Origin of the sequence: Streptomyces sp. NPDC003038, assembly GCF_040611115.1 — a bacterium.
In the GTDB taxonomy this organism is placed as follows: Bacteria; Actinomycetota; Actinomycetes; order Streptomycetales; family Streptomycetaceae; genus Streptomyces.
In genome coordinates this window covers 151306-168615 of record NZ_JBEXNN010000003.1, presented here as the reverse complement: position 1 = coordinate 168615, position 17310 = coordinate 151306, and the positions used below count along the sequence as shown (strand labels likewise).

Genomic DNA, 17310 nt, shown 5'->3' with positions numbered 1-17310 from the left:
ACAGCACAGACTGGCGGCGCGCGCCACCCGCGCGCCGCCAGCCGCATCCCCGGTCCCTCCCGTGCGTCTGCTCCCTCACCGGTCACCCCCGGTCCCCTCCCCGACCCGTCCCTGCCTTCTCACTGCCTTGAGCACCGCGCCCCTCCCAGGAGCTCCCATGGCACATCAGCTGTCCCCACACTCGCCTCCCGCCGTCACGGCGGCGAGGCCGTCACCGGGGGTCCCCCGCCGGATCACCGTCCTTGCCTGGCGAGACCTGGCCAACCCCGTCGCCGGCGGCTCGGAACTGCTCGTGGACCGGCTGGCCTCCGGACTGGCCGACCGCGGCCACGAGGTCACCCTGCTCTGCGGAGGTCCGGAACCACCCGTCGGCCGCAACTACCGCGTGGTCTCCTCCGGCGGTACCTACGACCACTTCCTGCGCACCCCGCGCGCGTTCGGCCGCAGAGTCGGCGAGACCGACCTGCTGGTCGAGGTGTGCAACGGCGTCCCCTACCTGGCGCCGCTGTGGCACCGGGGACCGGTGATGTGCCTGGTCAACCACGTGCACACCGAACTCTGGGACCAGCGCCTGCCCGGCCCCGTGTCCCGGGTCGGGAAGATGCTGGAGCACCACGCACTGGCCCGTACCCACCGCCGCAGCCTGATGGTCGCGGTCTCCCCCTCCACCGCCGAGGCGATGACGCGGATCGGCGTACCCGCCGACCGCATCCAGCTCGTTCCCAACGGAGTCGAGGCACCCGCGCCACTGCTCCCCGAATCGGGCGAACCGCTGTTCACCGCCGTCGGAAGACTGGTGGAGTACAAGCGGATCGACCTGCTGCTGCGCCTGTGGGAGCGGGTCCGCCCGATCACCGGCGGCAAGCTGGTCATCGTCGGCGACGGCCCCGAGCGGGCCGGTCTGGAAGCACAGGCCGGGTCCGGCGTGGTCTTCACCGGTCGGGTCGACGAGGCCGAGAAGCACCGCCTGCTCTGCCGGAGCTGGCTGCTGCTGCACCCGTCCTCGCTGGAGGGCTGGGGCCTGGTGGTCACCGAGGCCGCCGTCCGGGGCACGCCCGCGGTGGGATTCGACATCCCGGGCCTGCGGGACTCCGTCGTCCACGGCCGCACGGGCCTGCTCGCCCAGGGAGAGAGCGGATTCGCCGCGGCTTGGTGCGCGCTGGCCCTGTCTGCCGAACGCCGCGCCGCGATGGGCGCGGCGGCCCGGCGCCACGCGGAGCAGTTCACCTGGGACCGCAGCGTCGACCGCTTTCAGGCCGCCGCGGCCGACGCGGTGGCCCTGCACCGCGCGAGGCCGACCGGATCCGGGCACGCCCCTGCCGAGCTCCCAGCCCTGACCATGGCGGAGCGCCCGTGAAAGACCCGTCCCTGCGCCGCTCCCTCGCCCTGTTCCGCGCCTTCCGCAGCGAGCAGAGCGACCCGGAGAGGTTTTACACCCTGCTGGCCGAGGACGCCGCAGACCAGGTCGAGCGGTACACACCGCTGGCCGGGGCGCTGGTGGCCGACGTCGGCGGCGCCGCCGGCCACTTCACCGAGGAGTTCCGAGCCCGGGGCGCGCACGCCTACCTCTTCGAACCGGACCTCGCCGAGCTGCACTCGCGCGGCGGCCGCACACCCGACCACGCGGTCGTCGCGGACGGGTACTGGCTACCGCTGACCGACGGCGCCGTCGACGTCTGCTTCTCCTCCAATGTGCTGGAGCACGTGCCCGACCCGGAGATCTTCATCAGCGAAATGGTGCGGGTCACCCGCCCCGGCGGCCTGGTTTACGTCTCCTACACCAACTGGTTCTCCCCCTGGGGTGGCCACGAGACCTCGCCCTGGCACCTGTTCGGCGCCGACCGGGCGCGGCGCCGCTACCAGCGGCGCACCGGGCACAGCGCCAAACACACCCTCGGTGAGAACCTCCACCGGGTGCACATCGGCCCGGTGCTGCGTCACGTGCGCGCGCGCGGCGACGTCGAGGTCCTCTCCGCACGATCGCGCTACTGGCCGTTCCTGGCCGAGACCCTCGTCCGTATTCCAGGCCTGCGCGAGATCGCGTCCTGGAATCTTCTCCTGGTGATGCGGAGAACCTCCGAATGAGCGCCCCCACGCTGCAGCTCCCCGCCGCGCCGCCCTCGGCGCCACGCCCCGAGCCGCGTACCGGCCGCCGCTGGCTCGCCGCCTTCTGGCTGCTGATCCTGTCCGCCTTCCTGGCCGCGGCGCCCGGGCGGACCGCCTTCGACACCAAACTCGCCGTCGCGCTCGACCCGGTGGGCTTCCTAGGTTCGCTGGGAACGCTCTGGCAGAGCGAGGGCAGCTTCGGCGGCCTGTCCAACCAGTACGTCGGCTATGCCTTCCCGATGCTGCCGTACTACCTGATCACCGACCTGCTCCAGCTGCCGGTCTGGCTGGCGGAGAGGCTGTGGCTGTCGCTGGTGGTGACCGCCGCCTTCTGGGGCGCACTCCGGCTCGCCGAGCGCCTCGGCTTCGGCACCCGGCCCAGCCGGCTGCTCGGCGCGGCGTGCTACGCGCTGTGGCCGGTGTTCACCATCGTGGTCGGCTCCACCTCGGCTGCCGCGCTTCCCGGCGCGATCCTGCCCTGGGTGCTGCTGCCGCTCACGCGGTTCGTCTCGGCACGCGCCGCCGCACTCCGCTCGGCGCTGGTGATCCCGCTGATGGGCGGCGTCAACGCGACCTCGGTGCTGGCATCGCTGCTGCCGGTCGGGCTCTACCTGCTCAGCCGGCCCGGCGGCAGCCGCAAGTGGCGGCTGATCGCCTGGTGGGTGCCCGGCGTGCTGCTGGCCACCGCCTGGTGGTCCGTACCGCTGCTGCTGCTCAACTCGTACGGCGCCGACTTCCTCCGCTACATCGAGCAGGCGTCCACCACCACCGCCACCATGTCCGCCACCGAGCTGCTGCGCGGGGCCGGGAACTGGGTGGCCTACCTGCACTTCGGGTCGGCCTGGCTGCCCGCCGGCTGGGACGTCGCGGCGAACATCCTGGTCATCGCCTGCTCCGCGCTCGCCGCGGCACTCGGCCTGGCGGGGCTCGCCCGCCGCGACCTGCCAGAGCGGCGCTGGTTGCTGCTGGTCGTCGGCACGGTCGCGCTGATCACCCTCGCCGGGTACGGCGGCTCCTTCGGCGCGCCCTTCCACGGCACGGTGCAGCAGCTGCTGGACGGCGCGCTGGCGCCGCTGCGCAACATCTACAAGTTCCAGACCGGGCTGGCCCTGGCCCTGGCACTGGGCCTGGCACACCTGTGCGGCCGGCCGCTCGCCCGGCGGGCCACCCGGCCCCGGCTGGTCCCGGCACTGGTCGCACTCGTGGTGCTGCCCGGCCTCGCGCTGCCCTACCTGAACGGCAACGTCGTCCAGCCGGGCGCGTTCAAGGCGCTGCCCGCCCAGTGGAAGCAGACCGCGGCGTACCTGGACGCCAACTCGCCCGACAGCCGGGCCCTGGTGGTCCCCGCCGACGCGCACGGCCTCTACACCTGGGGCTCGACCATCGACGAGCCGCTCGACGTGCTGGCCGACTCCCCGTGGGCGCAGTACAACTTCGTGCCGTTCGGCCAGGCCGGCGAGCGCCGCTACCTGGAGGCGATCCAGGAGGCACTGGCGACCGGCACCCGGGTGCCGGGGCTCGGCGCCTTCCTGGAGCGTTCCGGCCTGCACTACCTGGTGGTCCGCAACGACCTCGACCCCGCGCAAGCCGGTTACATCCCGCCGCAGACGGTGCGCGCCACCCTGCTGGCCTCCGGCTACGAACGGGTGACCGGCTTCGGCTCCCCGGTGACCTCCGGACGGATCCCGCCCGGCACCCCCCTCCAGGTCCAGGGCCTGTACCGGCAGTTCGACGCGGTGGAGATCTTCGCGCCCACCGGTCGTGACACCCGACCGGGCCGGGTGGCCACCCGCCCGGTCGCCGACACCGCCGTCGTCAGCGGCGGCACCGAGTCGCTGCTCCAGCTCTCCGCCGACGGCACGGTGACGGACCGCCCGGTAGTCCTGTCCGGCGACCCCCTGCCGGCCGACGCCGGCCCCGCGCTGCGGGCCACCGCCGACGGGCAGCGCCGGAGCGACACGCTCTTCGGCCTGGTGGACGGCAACAACTCGTACACCTACACGGCCAACGGGACCAACCCGCCGGACGCCGACCAGGACCCGGGTGGCCCACCGAGGCAGATCCTGCCCTCGGGCCCGGCCGGTTCCGCCGCCGCGCAGACCACCTCGGTGATCGAGGGCGCCAAGTCGGTCACCGCATCCTCCTACGGCTCCTGGCTGTTCGCCCTGCCGCAGTACGACCCGGTCGGGGCCTTCGACGGGAACACCGGCACGGCCTGGGCCGAAGGCAGCAGCGCGGACCCGGTGGGGCAGTGGCTGCGGATCGACCTCAACGGGTCGGTGGACATCCCGGCCACGCTCAAGGTAACCCCGCTCGCCGGCGGCTCGCTGCGGCCCACCGTCACCAAGGTCCGGATCACCACGGAGCGGGGCTCGGAGGTCAGCGTGCTGCAGCCGCAGGCCGTAGCACAGACCGTCAACGCCCCGGCAGGCCCGACCACCTGGGTCAGGGTCACGATCGAGGGCGCCGTCACCGCCACCACCGGCGTGGGCGGGGCCGGCTTCTCGGAGATCTCGATCCCCGGCGTCAAGGCCACCCGCGTACTGTCCCTCCCGGCCGCCTCGGCCGACAGCTACTCGCTGCACCGCACCCTCGACCTCGGCGGCTCCCAGTCGGGCACTGTCGAGACCGGACTCAACCGGAGACTCACCACCGCCGCGGGCGACTTCACCGTCACCGGCAGCGCCGTCGCCCTCCCCGGCCCAGCCCTGGACGCCCTGCTGGACCAGGTCGCCCCCGGCCGGGCCACCGGACGGATCGGCATCGAGGCCGACTCCGCCACCTCCGGCAGCCCCCGGAACCTGCTCGACGGCGATCTCACCACCGCCTGGATCGCGGGCGGCAAGCCCACCATCCGGCTCACCTGGCAGGGCAGCCGCAGCATCGACCACCTGGTCCTCGGTACCGCCGGCGGCCTCTCCTCCCGCCCGACCCAGGTGCAGCTCAGCACCCCGACCGACGCGGTCAGCGCGGCGGCAGACGCCAACGGCCTGGTCCGGTTCGCCGCGCTGACCACCGATCAGCTGACGATCACGGTCACCGGCACCGCCCCCGTCGTCGTGCACAACCCGCTCGCCGGGCAGAACCTCCAACTGCCGGTCGGCCTGAGCGAGGTGCACATCCCGGCACTGGCCGACCTGACGAGCCGTCCGGCCGGCCAGGACACCCAGGGCACCACCTTCACCCTGCCCTGCGGCAAGGGCCCGGTCGTCACCGTGGACGGAGTCGCCCACCAGACCTCCGTGTCCGGCGCGGCCTCCGCCCTGCAGAACCGGTACCCCGTCACCGTGGCCCTGTGTCCGGCCCCCGGGCCGACCCTGACGCTCGGTCAGGGCGAACACCGGGTGTCCGCCTCCGACGACGGGGCGCTGGCCGTCACCGACCTCACCCTCGCCGCCCGCACCCCCGGCCCGGCCGTCGATCCCGGCGAGCGCCGCACGGTGGATGTCGTCTCCTGGTCCGGGGACGAGCGCAGCGTACGGATCGGCGCGGGCAGTACCGCCTACCTCCAGGTGCACGAGAACGCCAACTCCGGCTGGCGCGCCACCCTGGACGGCAAGCCGCTGCAGTCCGTCCGACTCGACGGCTGGCAGCAGGGCTACGTGGTGCCGGCGGGCACCGGCGGCACCGTATTGCTCTCCTACACACCCGCCACCACGTACGACATCGGGCTGGTCCTCGGCGCTCTCGCCCTTCTGGTGCTCGGCGGGCTGGTCGTGGTGCCGGCCCTGCTGCGCCGGGGCGGCCGGCCGGATGCCCCCGGCCCGCAGGACTGGGAAGCGGCCGACGCACCCCGGTGGCTGCTGGGTGTGGTCTTCCCGCTGCTGGTCCTCGGGGTCGTCGGCGGTCCGCTCGCGCTCCTCGCGCTGCCGCTGATCCCGATCGCGCTCCACAAGCCGAGCCTGCTGCCGTACCTCGCCGGGACGGCGATGGCCGGCGCCGGCCTGGTGGCGGTCATCGGAGCCCCGAGCGGGGCGTTCGGCCCGGCCGCCGAGGTGCTCGCGCTGCTGGCGCTCGCCGCCACACTGGTTACGGCGGACCGTCCGGCCTCCGTGCCCCGGCACCGGGCCGAGGCCCCGTGACCCGCCCGCCCCTCGCCGCCCCTGCCGCCCGGACCCCGTCCGGGCGGCAGGGGCGCGTCCCCTTTCCCGCGATGGACGAGTACTCACGCCATCTGCTCCAGGAACACCTGGACGCGGACACCGTCCATCTGGAGGTCCACCTCCCCGGCACCGTCGACATCGACCGGCTCCGGGACGCCTTCGCCCAGACCCTGGCCGCCCACCCCGGCCTCCAGGTGCGGCAGAGCGACTCCCGCTGGTGGCACCGCCGTTACCACTGGGAGCCGGCTCCGCTCGGCCCCACCGCCGTGGCTCGCACTGCCGACCTCGGCCACACCCGCCACCGCGCCCTGACCGAGCCGCCCCCGCTGGCTGCCGGCCCACCACTGCGGCTGGAGACCGCGCCCGAACCCGGCGGCGGCACCGCAGTGCTGCTGACCGCGGCGCACACCCTCGCCGACGCCGGCACCTGCCTGCGGCTGCTCTGCGACCTCGCCGACCACTACACCGGTGCTTCTTCTGTCGGTTCTGCCGCCCCCAGCGCGCGCGCCGACCAATACCCCGCACCGGTCCCGCTCCCCGTCCGGGGCGGCCGCCCGGCCCGCATCGCACCCGCCCCGAACCGCGACCCGGCCCCCGCCCGCGGTACCGGCGTCCATCTCAGCGTGCTGCCGCTCCCCGGGACCGGCCCCGGCCGGCTGACCGGGGCCGACCCGAACCTGCCCCACCCGACCGTCAACGACATGCTCCTGACGGCAGTTCAGCTGACCCTGGCCGAGTGGAACCACCGGCACGGCCACCCGACCGGCCCGATCCACCTGTCGATGCCCGTCGACGACCGCCCGCACGGCCCGCTCGCCCCCGGCGCCCCGATGGGCAACCACAACCATCTGGCCACCATCCGCACCGACGCACCGCTCCCCGGCCCGGAGGCCGCCGCCACGCTGCTGGCCCGGATCAGCGCACAGACCCGCGCCGCCAAGGCCGCCCCCGTCACCAGCGGCGGCCTCGTCGCCACCCTGGTCAGCACCCCGTGGCTGCCCGTCGGCGCCAAGGCCCCGCTGACCAGGGCACTGCGCCAGGCTGCCGCACCCTGGACGTCCACCGCGCTGGTCAGCAACCTCGGCCGGGTCACCCACCCGCTCGACTTCGGCCCCGGCGGCCGGGCCCACGCCCTGTGGTTCTCGGCACCCATCCGGATGCCCCGCGGACTTTCCGTCAGCGCCCTCACCCTCAACGGCCGACTCCACCTCGCCGTCCGCCACTGCCACCGCCTGCTCGGCGAACCCGCCGCCGCCGAGATCGCCCGGCGCTGCGCGGAGATCCTGGACGCCCTTGCGGAGGAAGGCCGGCGCCGATGATCTTTGGCGTCGCCGTCGCCCTGCTGGCCAACATCCTCTACAGTGCGGGCTTCGTCCTGGAGAAGCGCGCGCTGGCCGCGCTCCCCGCGCTGGATCCGCGCCGCCCGCTGCACCTGCTCCGGATCCTGGCCTCCAGCCCCGGCTGGCTGCTCGGCTTCACCGTGCTTGGCCTGGGCTTCGGTGCACAGCTGAAGGTCTATCAACTGCTGCCGATCGCGGCCGCCCAGGGGGTCTTCCTCTCCGGGACGGTCCTCCTGATCGCGCTCTCCGCCGTGGCCCTGGGTGAACGCCCCGGCCGCCGGGAACTCCTGGCCACCGCCGTCATCCTGTGTGCTCTGCTCGCGGTCGTCGGCTCACTCGGTGACGGAGCCGCCGACGGCGACCGGGTGGGGGCGGCGGCCCCCGTCCTGCCCCTGCTCCTCGTCTGCCTTCCCTGCCTCACCTTCGGGCTCCTGCTCTTCCTCGCCTCGCTGCGCCGAGCCGGCCGCCGGCACCGCCGCCGCAGCTCCGGCGTGCCGTACGGCGTCGCCCTCGGACTGCTGTACGGGGTGAGCTCACTCGCCATCAAGGGCACCTCGGCCGCACTCGCGGACCGTCCGGTGGCGGCGGCTCTGCCCGAACTCCTGCGCGGGCCCCATCCCTGGCTGCTCGTCGCCACCGGAGCGGCCGGCCTCGCCCTGTCGCAGACAGCACTCCAGCGCTGCCGCGCCTCCGTGATCGTGCCGGTCACCACCACCGTGTCCAGCGTCTTCACCGTCATCGCGGGCACCGTGGTCTTCGACGAACAACTGCCCAGTGAGCCACTCCGGCTCGCACTTCGCCTCGGCGGGACCGCGCTCGCCGTCCTCGTCCTGCTGACGCTGCCGCGCCACGACGAACCAGCCCCCGTACCGACCCACCAAGGAGAGCCCCGCCATGGCGCGACCCACTGAGCCCGACCCCTATCTCATCCCCCTGCTCGCCTGCCCCGTGGACAAGGGCCCGCTCGTTCACCTCCCCGAGGAGGCACTGCTCTACAACCCCCGCCTGCGGCGCGGCTACCCCATCCGGGACAACCTGCCCTACCTGCGCCCGCACGACGCCCTCACCCTCGACGACGGCCGGCACCCGGACCTGCTCGCCAGAATCGAGGCGAGCCTGCTCCGGAGGGCCTGAGCCGGGTGGGGCCTCCTGCCGCGCGGACGGCGCAGGTCCGCGGGCCAGGCAGAGTGCGCGCGTGCGGGGCCGTCAGCCGAGCGGCTCGGTCAGGCCGACGATGATGCCCCCGGGCCGCGGAGGTAACAGAGCCGGTAGGTCTCCTCGTACGGCGCCAACTCCCCGACCGGGGCGTACCCATCTCCAAGCATGAGTTGGCACAGCACCTGACGGCCACTCCGGCCGGTGCTTGACCTGAACCTTGGTTGATGTACGAGAGTCGTGTCATCGAACGGCGAGACGAGGAGATTCCGATGACACAGTCCAGGATTCTGGTGACCGGCGCGACCGGAAAGGTCGGCGGCGCGGTGGTGGCCCAACTGCACGCGGCGGGCGTGCCCGTGCGGGCGTTGGTGAGAGGCGAGGCGGACTTCCCGGAGGGTGTGCAGGCGGTACGCGGTGATCTCGGTGATCCCGCGTCGCTGGACACGGCTCTGGAGGGTGTCGATTCGGTCTTCCTGGTGTGGCCGTTTCTGAGTGCCGAGGGCGCGTCGGACGTGATCGACGCGATCGGGAAGCGCGCCCGACGGGTGGTGTACCTGTCATCCGCCGGGGTCGGGAGCGAGGAGGAGCCGGGCGAGGCGATCACCATGTTCCACACGGAGCTGGAGCGGCTCATCGAGGCATCGGGCCTGGAGTGGACGGCGCTGCGGCCCACCGGGTTCGCGAGCAACACGCTGGGCTGGGCGGAGGAGGTCCGCACTACCGGTGCGGTACGGGCGCCGCTGGCAAGGCTGGCCCGTCCGCTGATCCACGAGGCGGACATGGCTGCGGTCGCCGTTCAGGCGCTGACGACCGACGCCCTGCTCGGCGCCCGCCCCCTGATCACCGGCCCCGAACTGATCACCCAGGAACGGCAGGTGGCGCTGATCAGCGAGGCGATCGGGCGACCGGTGCGGTTCGAGGAGGTGTCACTGGAGGAGGCCGTCGAGCAGATGAAGGCCGCAGGCTACCCGGCAGAGCTGGTGGAGGCCGTGTTGCCGGCCCAGGCGGAGATGCTCGACAATCCGGAGCCGGTCAACGATGAGGTGGAGCGCATCACGGGCACCCCGGCCCGATCCTTCCAGGAGTGGGCGGTGGACCACGCGGCGGACTTCCGCTGAGAGCTTGTGGAGGGCTTGGCGGAGGCGTGGATGTGGTCGCGCGGTGGCCGCCGCCACGACAGCCGGCCCGACTGGCTGGCGGTCTGCTCGTTCCGCTGAGAACGTGGTCGACGGCTTCGCGGGCTGCTTGTTGGGTGAGGTGGCTGTACAGGTTCGCGGTCGTCGACAGAGTGGAGTGGCGCAGCGTCTTGGAGACCACGGTGAGCGGCACGCCGGCGGTGATGGTTGTGTGTCCTGTCACTGGCCGCTCCGTGGGCTGTAGGGCTGGAGGAGCTGGTCGACGGGTGCGTAGTCGTCGGTGAGCGGTTGAGCATCGCCGATCCAGGAGGTGAGGTCGTCGCCGGTGGCGACCTTCCAGCCGGTTTGCCGGGCGTCCAGCGCCTCCTGGGTCGCGCGGAGGTCGACTGGTCGGTTGGAGGCGAGCACCACCAGATTGCCGCCCTCGGGGGTGGCGGTCGGGTCGAGGCCGATATCGGCGGGTTTGCCGACGAGGGCGACGTGCTCGAAGGTTTCGCTGAGGGTGGCTACTTCGGCACGTGCGAAGGCCAGGCCGCCGTGATCGATGAGGTTGGCAACGTACAGGCCGTCTTCGTTGAGCACCCGCCGTACGTCAGTCATCGCTTCCACCGTAGTGAGGTGCCAAGGCACGCTGACGCCCCCGAAGGCGTCGCCGACGACGAGGTCACGACTGCCGGCGTCCAGTCGCCGCAGGCCGAGCCTGCCGTCCTCGACGCGTACGTCGATACCGCCTTCTGATCTCAGACCCAGTTGGTCGCGGTCGATGCGCACGACCCCGCTATCGATCTCGGACACAAGGCTGCGCGTCCCGGGCCGCGTGGCCGCGAGGTAACGGGGAAAAGTGAGCCCGCCGCCGCCCAGGTGGTGGGCGGCAAGTGGCTCACTTTTGGGAAAGGCGGCATCGACCACCGACGCGATGGCGCGCACATAACCAAACTTGAGGAAGGTCGGGTCGTCGATGTCGACGTAGGAGTGCCGCACGCCGTCCAGAACGAGTGTGCGGCCGCTGCCCCGGTCGGGGTCTGCGACGACCCGTGCGCAGTGGTACCTGGTCTCCGTGTCGCAGCCACCGGGCGCGACCATGGTGGCGAGGCCGCCGGCAACGACCACGAGTGTGAGGGCGGGGGTGCTGCTCCACCCGCGCGTTCGCCACTCAACCAGCGCCGAGCCGACCACCAGCAGTGTTCCGAGGCCGATCAGGATGCCGCTGACAGGCAACCGCGCGACGAGGACGAAGCCGGTGAGGACCGTGCCGACGATGGCGCCGACGGTGCCGACGCCGGACAGCCGGCCGACAACCGTTCCGGTCTCGGCGAGGCTGGTAAGACGCAGCTTGGTCACGATCGGCGTCACCGCAGAGAGCAACGCGCCCGGCACGAGGATGGTCAGCGACGCGATCAACAAGAGCATCGCTGGTGCCCACTCCGCAGTCGTGCGCAGCACGGCGGGGGTGAGCGCCACGACCGCTCCCGACACCCCGAGCGAGGGGCCGATGAGCCGGCGTGGATTGACCTGGTCGGCGATGCGCCCACCCAGCCAGGAGCCGAGGGCGATCGCGGTGAGGGCGATGCCGATCACCATGGTGCTGGTCTCGAGGGTGAGGCCGAGGTAGGGAGCCAGCAGCCGCAAAGCGACGATCTCCACCACCAGGACCGCGGCCGACGACCCGAACACGAGCACGGCAGCAGCACGGGGACCCAGGCCGTAGTTGCGGGGCGTGCCCTCGGCGACAGGCGAGGAGGACGATCTGGTCACGGGCGACATCCTTGCACGCGACTCGTCGCCGGCATTGCGAAAATCCTCATTCCTCCAACTAGGTAGGTGAGTCACCGCGCAGCACGTCCACGCCCAGCCGCCGCTCGCCGCCCGCGTTCACGAGGGACGACCCGTGAGGGGGGGGCGCGCAGGTCTGGCATGGCACCTCAGGACGGCCGGGTCTCTGCCCTCGGCACTAGCGCCGCTCGTAGCCGGGCTTCAGCAGCCAGGACTCGATCTGCCAGGCGGTGGGCAGCACGGTGTCGAGGACGACGCGCGTGACGATGAGCAACGCGGTGACGCCGAAGACGGCCTGATCCGCGTGCAGGCCGGGCAGGGCGAGCGCCGCCACCGGGATCAGCGCGACCACCGTCATGCCGAGCGCGGCGGCCAGGACGATCCGCGTCTGAACGTAGGCGAGGTACTCGGCGGTCGGCCGCCCCGGCCGGACACCCGGGACGAATGCCCCACTGCGCTGCAAGTCGCCCGCGACCTCGTCGGCGTTGAACTCGATGCCCCCGCGGATGAACGCGTACGCGAAAACGAGCAGGACGTACGCCGCCAGGAGCCAGGGAGCCGGCGGCGCGGGCAGCAGAAGCAGCAGGGAGGCGGGGATCATCACCGCGAACCCGCCTTGGCCGCCGCGGACCGGGACATAGGTCGCGGTGCCGCCGTACGACCGGCGGCCGATCATTCGCTTGGAGTACTGGATCGGGACCCGCCGCTCGCTCTGGCGGACGGTGATGACCAGGGCTGTGACGAGCGCCAGGGCGACCAGGAGGACCAGCGGAGCCGACTTGCCGGCCAGGCCGCCACCCGGCTCCCGCGCCGCGTTCCACACCTGCCCCGGAAAGACCGCCGCGACCTGGGCGAGAAGGAGAATCGACAGGCCCTCACCGAATCCACGGTCGGTGATGATCCCGCTCAGCCACATGACCACAGCGGTGCCGCCCGTCATGCAGACCACCATGGTGATCTGCGCGAGAGCGTCGGTTCCGTACAGGACGCTCGCATCCGCTGAAGCGGTCGAGGTGCCGGCGAGCGGGGGGCGGCCGTCGGCCGTCATCCTCACCACCACGGTGGCGAGCGCCACGCTCAGCAGGACGGCGACGCACCGGGTGTAGCGCGCGAGCCTGGCATGAGCGGCCTGGTCCGCCTCCGCCAGTGCCCGCACGCGAGGGATCAGCAGGCCGCCGAGACCCACGACGTAGTGCGCGGCGATGACCGGCAAGACCCCCAGCGCGAGTACCGAGAGCTTCGCCAGTCCGCCGCCGCTGAGCAGGTCGAGGAGCCCCGGCAGTTGCCCGGTGGCCGGATCGGTCGCCGCCAGTGCCGTGCTGTCGACCCCGGGCAGGGGCACGTTCTGTCCGAGCCGGAACAGCGTGATGGCGAGCAGAGTGATGAGCAGCCGCCGTCGTACTTCGGGCACCTGGAATGCACGTACGAACATCGTCGAGTCCCCCCATTTCTGTGCCCTGTCAAGCCGCTGCCGCTGTCCGCGCGGGCGCCCGTCAGCCGCGCCCGCCCGACTGCATACGGCGCAGATGCGCCGCGGCCTTCGCCGAACCCTTCGCGGCGGCCTGCTGGTACCACTGCACGGCTTCCTGCGGACGCGAACGTTCAAGCACCTCACCGAGGTTGAGCATGCCCATGGGCTCGCCCGCCTCCGCCGAGCGGCGGTACCACTGCTCGGCGTCCGCGGCACGGTCGCTGTGCCGGAGGATGTTGCCGAGGTTGTTCATGGCCTGGGGGTGGCCCTGGTCGGCGGCGCGCCGGTACCACTGTTCGGCTTCGGCCTCCCGCCCGGCCCGCTGCGTCAGACTGGCCAAGTTGTACATGGCGGACCGGTTCCCCTTGTCGGCTGCGGCGCGCAACCACTTCTCGGCTTCCGCCGTGGGGCCACCGTCGAGCAGGACCGTCCCCAGCCCCGCCATCCCCAACACATCGCCCTGTTCCGCCGCGCCGCGAAGCCACCGCTTCGCCTCGTCCATCCGGTTGCCTTCGGCGGCGCTGAAGCCCTCCTGGGTCATGGCGTGGGCGTAGCCGCGGTCGGCTGCGCGCCGTTGCCACTGCACGGCCTCGCCCTCCTGCCCCATCCTCTTGAGGACTACCGAGAGGTTGTACATCGCCTGCGGGCTGTCCAGTTCCGCCGCGCGGCGGAACTGCTGCGCGGCCTCCTCCGTACGGCCCTGGTCGAGCAGCGAGACGCCCAGCCGGATCATGGCGTCGGTGTCGCCGGACTGGGCCTCGCGGCTCTGGCGGACGTCCCAGGTGTCCAGCTGCGGATCGCCAGTCATCTGCACGATCGCCCGGAGCATCGACTCCAGTTCCCCGGCAGCGCCCTCGGCGGCGTGCCGGTCCCGCTTACGGCCGAATGACACCGCGGCCCCTTTCGTCGTCTCCGTCGTCTTCGTTGTCGGTGAACGGCTCGGTGGGTGCGCGAACCGCCAGCCCCCAGTCGAGCTCCCACAGTTGAACGGCCCCCTCGGCGTCGGCGGCCAGCGCCGAGCAGCCGTCCGGGGCGAACACGGCGTCATGGAAACCCTCCTGCGGACCGTCAAGAACCCGCAGGCAGCGGCCGGTGGCGAGCTCCCACAGCCGCAGGGCCGCATCGGAGCCGCGGGAGAGCGCGAAACGGCCGTCGGGGGTCAGCCGGACGGCCCGTGCGTTGCCCGGCTGCTCGTCGAACACCCGCAGGCAGGCACCGGTTTCGGCGTCCCACAGCCGGATCCGGCCGTCGCCCTGGCCGCCACAGGACAGCAGCAGCCGTCGCTCGGTGTCCACGCAGATCGCCTCCACCGGGACGGTGTGGCCGCGCAGCACCCGCAGGCAGCGGCCGGAGTCCAGGTCCCACAGCTGAACGGTGTCCCCTGCCCCGCAGGTCGCAGCGGTCCGGCCGTCCGGGGCGAGCCACAGTTCCGGAGACCAGCCGTGGTCCCCGTCGAGGGTCCGCAGACATGCCCCGCTCTCCATGTCCCACAGGCGTACGCCATGGTCGGCGCCCCACACCAGGGCGCGCCGCCCGTCGGCGGTGAACCGGGCCGCGGCCGCGCCCAGGGTGAGCCGGAGCGAGGCCTGAGGCGTGCCGGTGGCCACGGACCAGGCGTCCAGTGAGCCGTCGGCGTTCGCGGTCAGCACCGTACGTCCATCGGCGGTGAACTGGACGCCTTTGAGGACGTTCATTCCGTGGCTGTCCGGCAGGCCCTCGATCACCGGCCCGCGCTCGCCGGACTCCACGTCGAGGACGTGGAGGGTGTGGGCGAGTCGGACCGCCGCCGTCCTGCCGTCCGCCGACAGCGCCAGGTTCGCCCCGGACTCGAACCGCGCCAGGACCCTCGTCGGCCAGGCTGCGCGCAGCCCCGTCCGGGTGACGCGCCGGTCGCGGGCCAGGGCCCGCCAGGCGGCGAGTGCCTGCGGGGCCCGCTCGTGGCCGGGGACGGCGCGGGCCTGGGTGAGCAGGTCGAGGGCGACGGCGCTGCGGCCGGTCCGCCGTGCCTGTTCCGCCGCCGTGACCAGGGTCGCCACCCTGTGGTCCAGGCTGCTCAGTTCGGCGTGCCGACGGGGTCGGCTGAGCCGTACCGCCGCCGTGTACGGCTCGGGCAGCCGCCATCGGCGCGCCGTGCCGTCCCGCCCGGCCGAGAGCAGGTGCCGCCCGTCGTCGAGGAACACCACGGACTCGACCTGCCCCCGGTGTCCGCGGAAGGTCCGCAGGGCACGTCCGGTGGCGGTCTCCCACAGCCTGACCGCGCCCTCCCGGTCTCCGCCCGCGAGGAGCCCCCCGTCGTGGCTCAGGTCCAGGCAGTGGGCGGAGCCCTCGATGGTGCGGATGCGTTCACCGTTGCCCGGGGCCCACAGCTGGATGGCACCGTTGAAGGGGGCGGTAGCAGCGGTGCGTCCGTCGGGGGTGAGGCAGACCGGGACGTCCAGCGCACTCTTCACGGGCACGACCGTCTGCTCGCGGGCACCCTCAGGGTCGCGCACGCACACCACGCCCTCGGCGCCGTGGAAGGTCAGCAGCCGGCCGTCGGCCGTCGCCTCCACCGTCCCGCCGTGACGGCCCTCCAGCGTGTAGCGGGCCCGGCCGGTCGTGAGGTCCCAGCCCAGAACCGTGCCGTCGCTGGTGCCCGCGACGACCAGGCCCGCCTCGGGAAGGAGCCGGGGCGAGCGCACGGCGGTGTCACCGGAGCGGTAGTAGGGGGTGAAGGTCCGCAGACAGCGGCCGTCGGCCAGGTCCCAAAGCCGGACCAGGCCGTCCGAGCCGACCCCCGCGGCCCGTCGTCCGTCGGGGCTGAGGTCCACGCCGTGCCGCATCCCGTCGAGTTCGCGCAGGCAGCGGCCGGTGTGCAGGTCCCAGAGCCGGACCGTGCCGTCGATGGCCGTCAGCGCGAGGCGTCCGTCGCGGGTCGGCCGGATCTCGATGTCGGGGGCTGCCCGGGGGGTCCTGCCCCACGGTGAGTCCATCCACCGCTCGTACTCGTACCAGGGCACCGCCGTGACCTCGGGGTCGCCGCCGGGGCCGACCGCGCCCCGCTCCCGGTGCACCTCGTCAAGGAGCGGGCGCACCCGCTCGGCGTCCTGCGCGTCGGCGCGGGCGGCTTCGAGTGCGGAGATCAGGTCCTCGTCGGTGGCAGCGGCCTGCCTCCAGCGCGCCAGGCCCGCGTTGTAGGTGGCTTCCGGGTGGCGCGGATCGACCTTGAGGGCCGCCTCGAAGGTCTCACCGGCCTCCGTCGTGCGGCCCAGGTCGAGGAGGGACAGGGCCCGGTTGTTGAGTTCGTCGGCGCGCAGCTCCGCGGCGCGCGGCTGGGGTCTCGGAAAAACCTGCCCCGTCAGCTCCCGGTACAAGGCGACGAGTTCGTCGGCGACCTCGGCCATCGACCCCGGCCTGCGCGCCGGATCCTCGTACAGGCAGCGAGCGAGCAGGTCGGCGACGGCAGTCGGCAGTGCGGGCAGCCCCTCCGCGTGTGGGCCCTGCCCCGGGCCCTCGGTCCGGAACGCCGCGAGCGCCTCGCCCACCACCGGGCCCATCAGCCAGGTCACCTCGCCGGTGAACATCTCGAACACCGACACCGCGAAGCTGTAGATGTCGGTACGACGGCTCAGCGGCGCCCGCACGGCCTGCTCGGGCGAGGCGTACGCCATGGTCATCCCGCCGCCGGGCACCAGCTCACCGCCCCCGGCCGTGCGCGCCCTGGCGATGCCGAAGTCGGTGACCTTGGCGGTCCCGTCGGTGTCGAGCAGCACATTGGCCGGCTTCACGTCCTGGTGGACGAGGCCGCGCTCATGGGCGTGCTGCAGGCCCCAGGCGGTCTGGATCGCCAGGTCCAGGATGCGGGCGAGGGCCTGTGCCGGACCGCCCGCGTACAGCCGCCGGTCACGGATCCGGTCCCGCAGACTGCCGCCCGGCACGTACTCGGCGAACACCCGCGGGATGCCGCCCAGAACGCGTACGTAATGGCAGCCGCACACGTTCGGATGCAGCCCGATGGACACCCATGTCTCGGCCTCGTGGACGAACAGCCGCTGCTGCTCAGGGGTTTGGAACAACTCTGGCCGGGGACACTTCACGGCCAGGTCCGTGTCCCACTCCCGGTGCCGCACCCGGTAGACCAGGCCCATCCCGCCGTCCGTGTGCACGCCGGTCACCTCGTACTGACCGGTGACGACGTCGCCGACCTCCCACAGCGCCGGTGTCAGCGGCTCCCCGACCGGCAC

At 72.9% G+C, this 17310-nt stretch carries 11 protein-coding genes; 7 read left to right on the top strand and 4 right to left on the bottom strand.

Going from position 1 to position 17310, the window contains the following annotated elements; translation table 11 throughout:
- Positions 1 to 157: 157 nt before the first annotated feature.
- From ABZX75_RS05685 to ABZX75_RS05655, 7 genes are all read left to right on the top strand, one after another.
- Positions 158 to 1357, top strand: coding sequence for a glycosyltransferase family 4 protein (locus ABZX75_RS05685; protein ID WP_355408184.1), 1200 nt, complete (start codon positions 158 to 160; stop codon positions 1355 to 1357).
- Entirely contained in the window at positions 1354 to 2085 is a 732-nt protein-coding gene (locus ABZX75_RS05680) for a class I SAM-dependent methyltransferase (RefSeq protein WP_355408182.1), read from the top strand. Before ABZX75_RS05685 ends, ABZX75_RS05680 begins: the two co-directional genes overlap by 4 nt.
- Positions 2082 to 6188 carry an alpha-(1->3)-arabinofuranosyltransferase family protein gene (locus tag ABZX75_RS05675; RefSeq protein WP_355408180.1) on the top strand — a complete coding sequence of 1369 codons (4107 nt, stop codon included), beginning with the start codon at positions 2082 to 2084 and terminating at the stop codon, positions 6186 to 6188. Before ABZX75_RS05680 ends, ABZX75_RS05675 begins: the two co-directional genes overlap by 4 nt.
- 71 nt (positions 6189 to 6259) lie before the next feature.
- On the top strand, positions 6260 to 7528 hold the full coding sequence (locus tag ABZX75_RS05670) for a condensation protein (protein ID WP_355408178.1): 1269 nt from the start codon (positions 6260 to 6262) through the stop codon (positions 7526 to 7528).
- Positions 7525 to 8460, top strand: a complete 936-nt coding sequence (locus ABZX75_RS05665) for a hypothetical protein (protein ID WP_355408176.1) — start codon at positions 7525 to 7527, stop codon at positions 8458 to 8460. The genes ABZX75_RS05670 and ABZX75_RS05665 overlap by 4 nt, the downstream gene beginning before the upstream one ends.
- The gene (locus ABZX75_RS05660) at positions 8444 to 8683 is read left to right on the top strand and encodes a Trm112 family protein (RefSeq protein ID WP_355408174.1); all 240 of its coding nucleotides are present in this window, start codon (positions 8444 to 8446) and stop codon (positions 8681 to 8683) included. Before ABZX75_RS05665 ends, ABZX75_RS05660 begins: the two co-directional genes overlap by 17 nt.
- Before the next feature lie 293 nt (positions 8684 to 8976).
- On the top strand, positions 8977 to 9825 hold the full coding sequence (locus ABZX75_RS05655) for an NAD(P)H-binding protein (RefSeq protein ID WP_355408172.1): 849 nt from the start codon (positions 8977 to 8979) through the stop codon (positions 9823 to 9825).
- Between the two features lie 237 nt (positions 9826 to 10062).
- On the opposite strand, the gene ABZX75_RS05650 is transcribed toward ABZX75_RS05655, so the two are convergent.
- The 4 genes from ABZX75_RS05650 to ABZX75_RS05635 form a co-directional block, all read right to left on the bottom strand.
- On the bottom strand, positions 10063 to 11598 hold the full coding sequence (locus tag ABZX75_RS05650) for a fused MFS/spermidine synthase (protein WP_355408170.1): 1536 nt from the start codon (positions 11596 to 11598) through the stop codon (positions 10063 to 10065).
- Between the two features lie 196 nt (positions 11599 to 11794).
- Positions 11795 to 13048 carry a SecY family transport protein gene (locus ABZX75_RS05645; protein WP_355408169.1) on the bottom strand — a complete coding sequence of 418 codons (1254 nt, stop codon included), beginning with the start codon at positions 13046 to 13048 and terminating at the stop codon, positions 11795 to 11797.
- Positions 13049 to 13109: 61 nt separating this feature from the next.
- Positions 13110 to 13979: a tetratricopeptide repeat protein gene (locus tag ABZX75_RS05640; protein WP_355408167.1), complete on the bottom strand. Its 870-nt coding sequence runs from the start codon at positions 13977 to 13979 to the stop codon at positions 13110 to 13112.
- Entirely contained in the window at positions 13963 to 17310 is a 3348-nt protein-coding gene (locus ABZX75_RS05635) for a protein kinase (RefSeq protein WP_355408165.1), read from the bottom strand. Before ABZX75_RS05635 ends, ABZX75_RS05640 begins: the two co-directional genes overlap by 17 nt.

What these genes read in the sequence shown, in the direction of transcription:
- ABZX75_RS05685 (WP_355408184.1), top strand. Translation starts at nt 158, where the DNA reads ATGGCACATCAGCTGTCCCCACACTCGCCTCCCGCCGTCACGGCGGCG.
- ABZX75_RS05675 (WP_355408180.1), top strand. Translation starts at nt 2,082, where the DNA reads ATGAGCGCCCCCACGCTGCAGCTCCCCGCCGCGCCGCCCTCGGCGCCA.
- ABZX75_RS05670 (WP_355408178.1), top strand. Translation starts at nt 6,260, where the DNA reads ATGGACGAGTACTCACGCCATCTGCTCCAGGAACACCTGGACGCGGAC.
- ABZX75_RS05665 (WP_355408176.1), top strand. Translation starts at nt 7,525, where the DNA reads ATGATCTTTGGCGTCGCCGTCGCCCTGCTGGCCAACATCCTCTACAGT.
- ABZX75_RS05660 (WP_355408174.1), top strand. Translation starts at nt 8,444, where the DNA reads ATGGCGCGACCCACTGAGCCCGACCCCTATCTCATCCCCCTGCTCGCC.
- ABZX75_RS05655 (WP_355408172.1), top strand. Translation starts at nt 8,977, where the DNA reads ATGACACAGTCCAGGATTCTGGTGACCGGCGCGACCGGAAAGGTCGGC.
- ABZX75_RS05645 (WP_355408169.1), bottom strand. Translation starts at nt 13,048, where the DNA reads ATGTTCGTACGTGCATTCCAGGTGCCCGAAGTACGACGGCGGCTGCTC.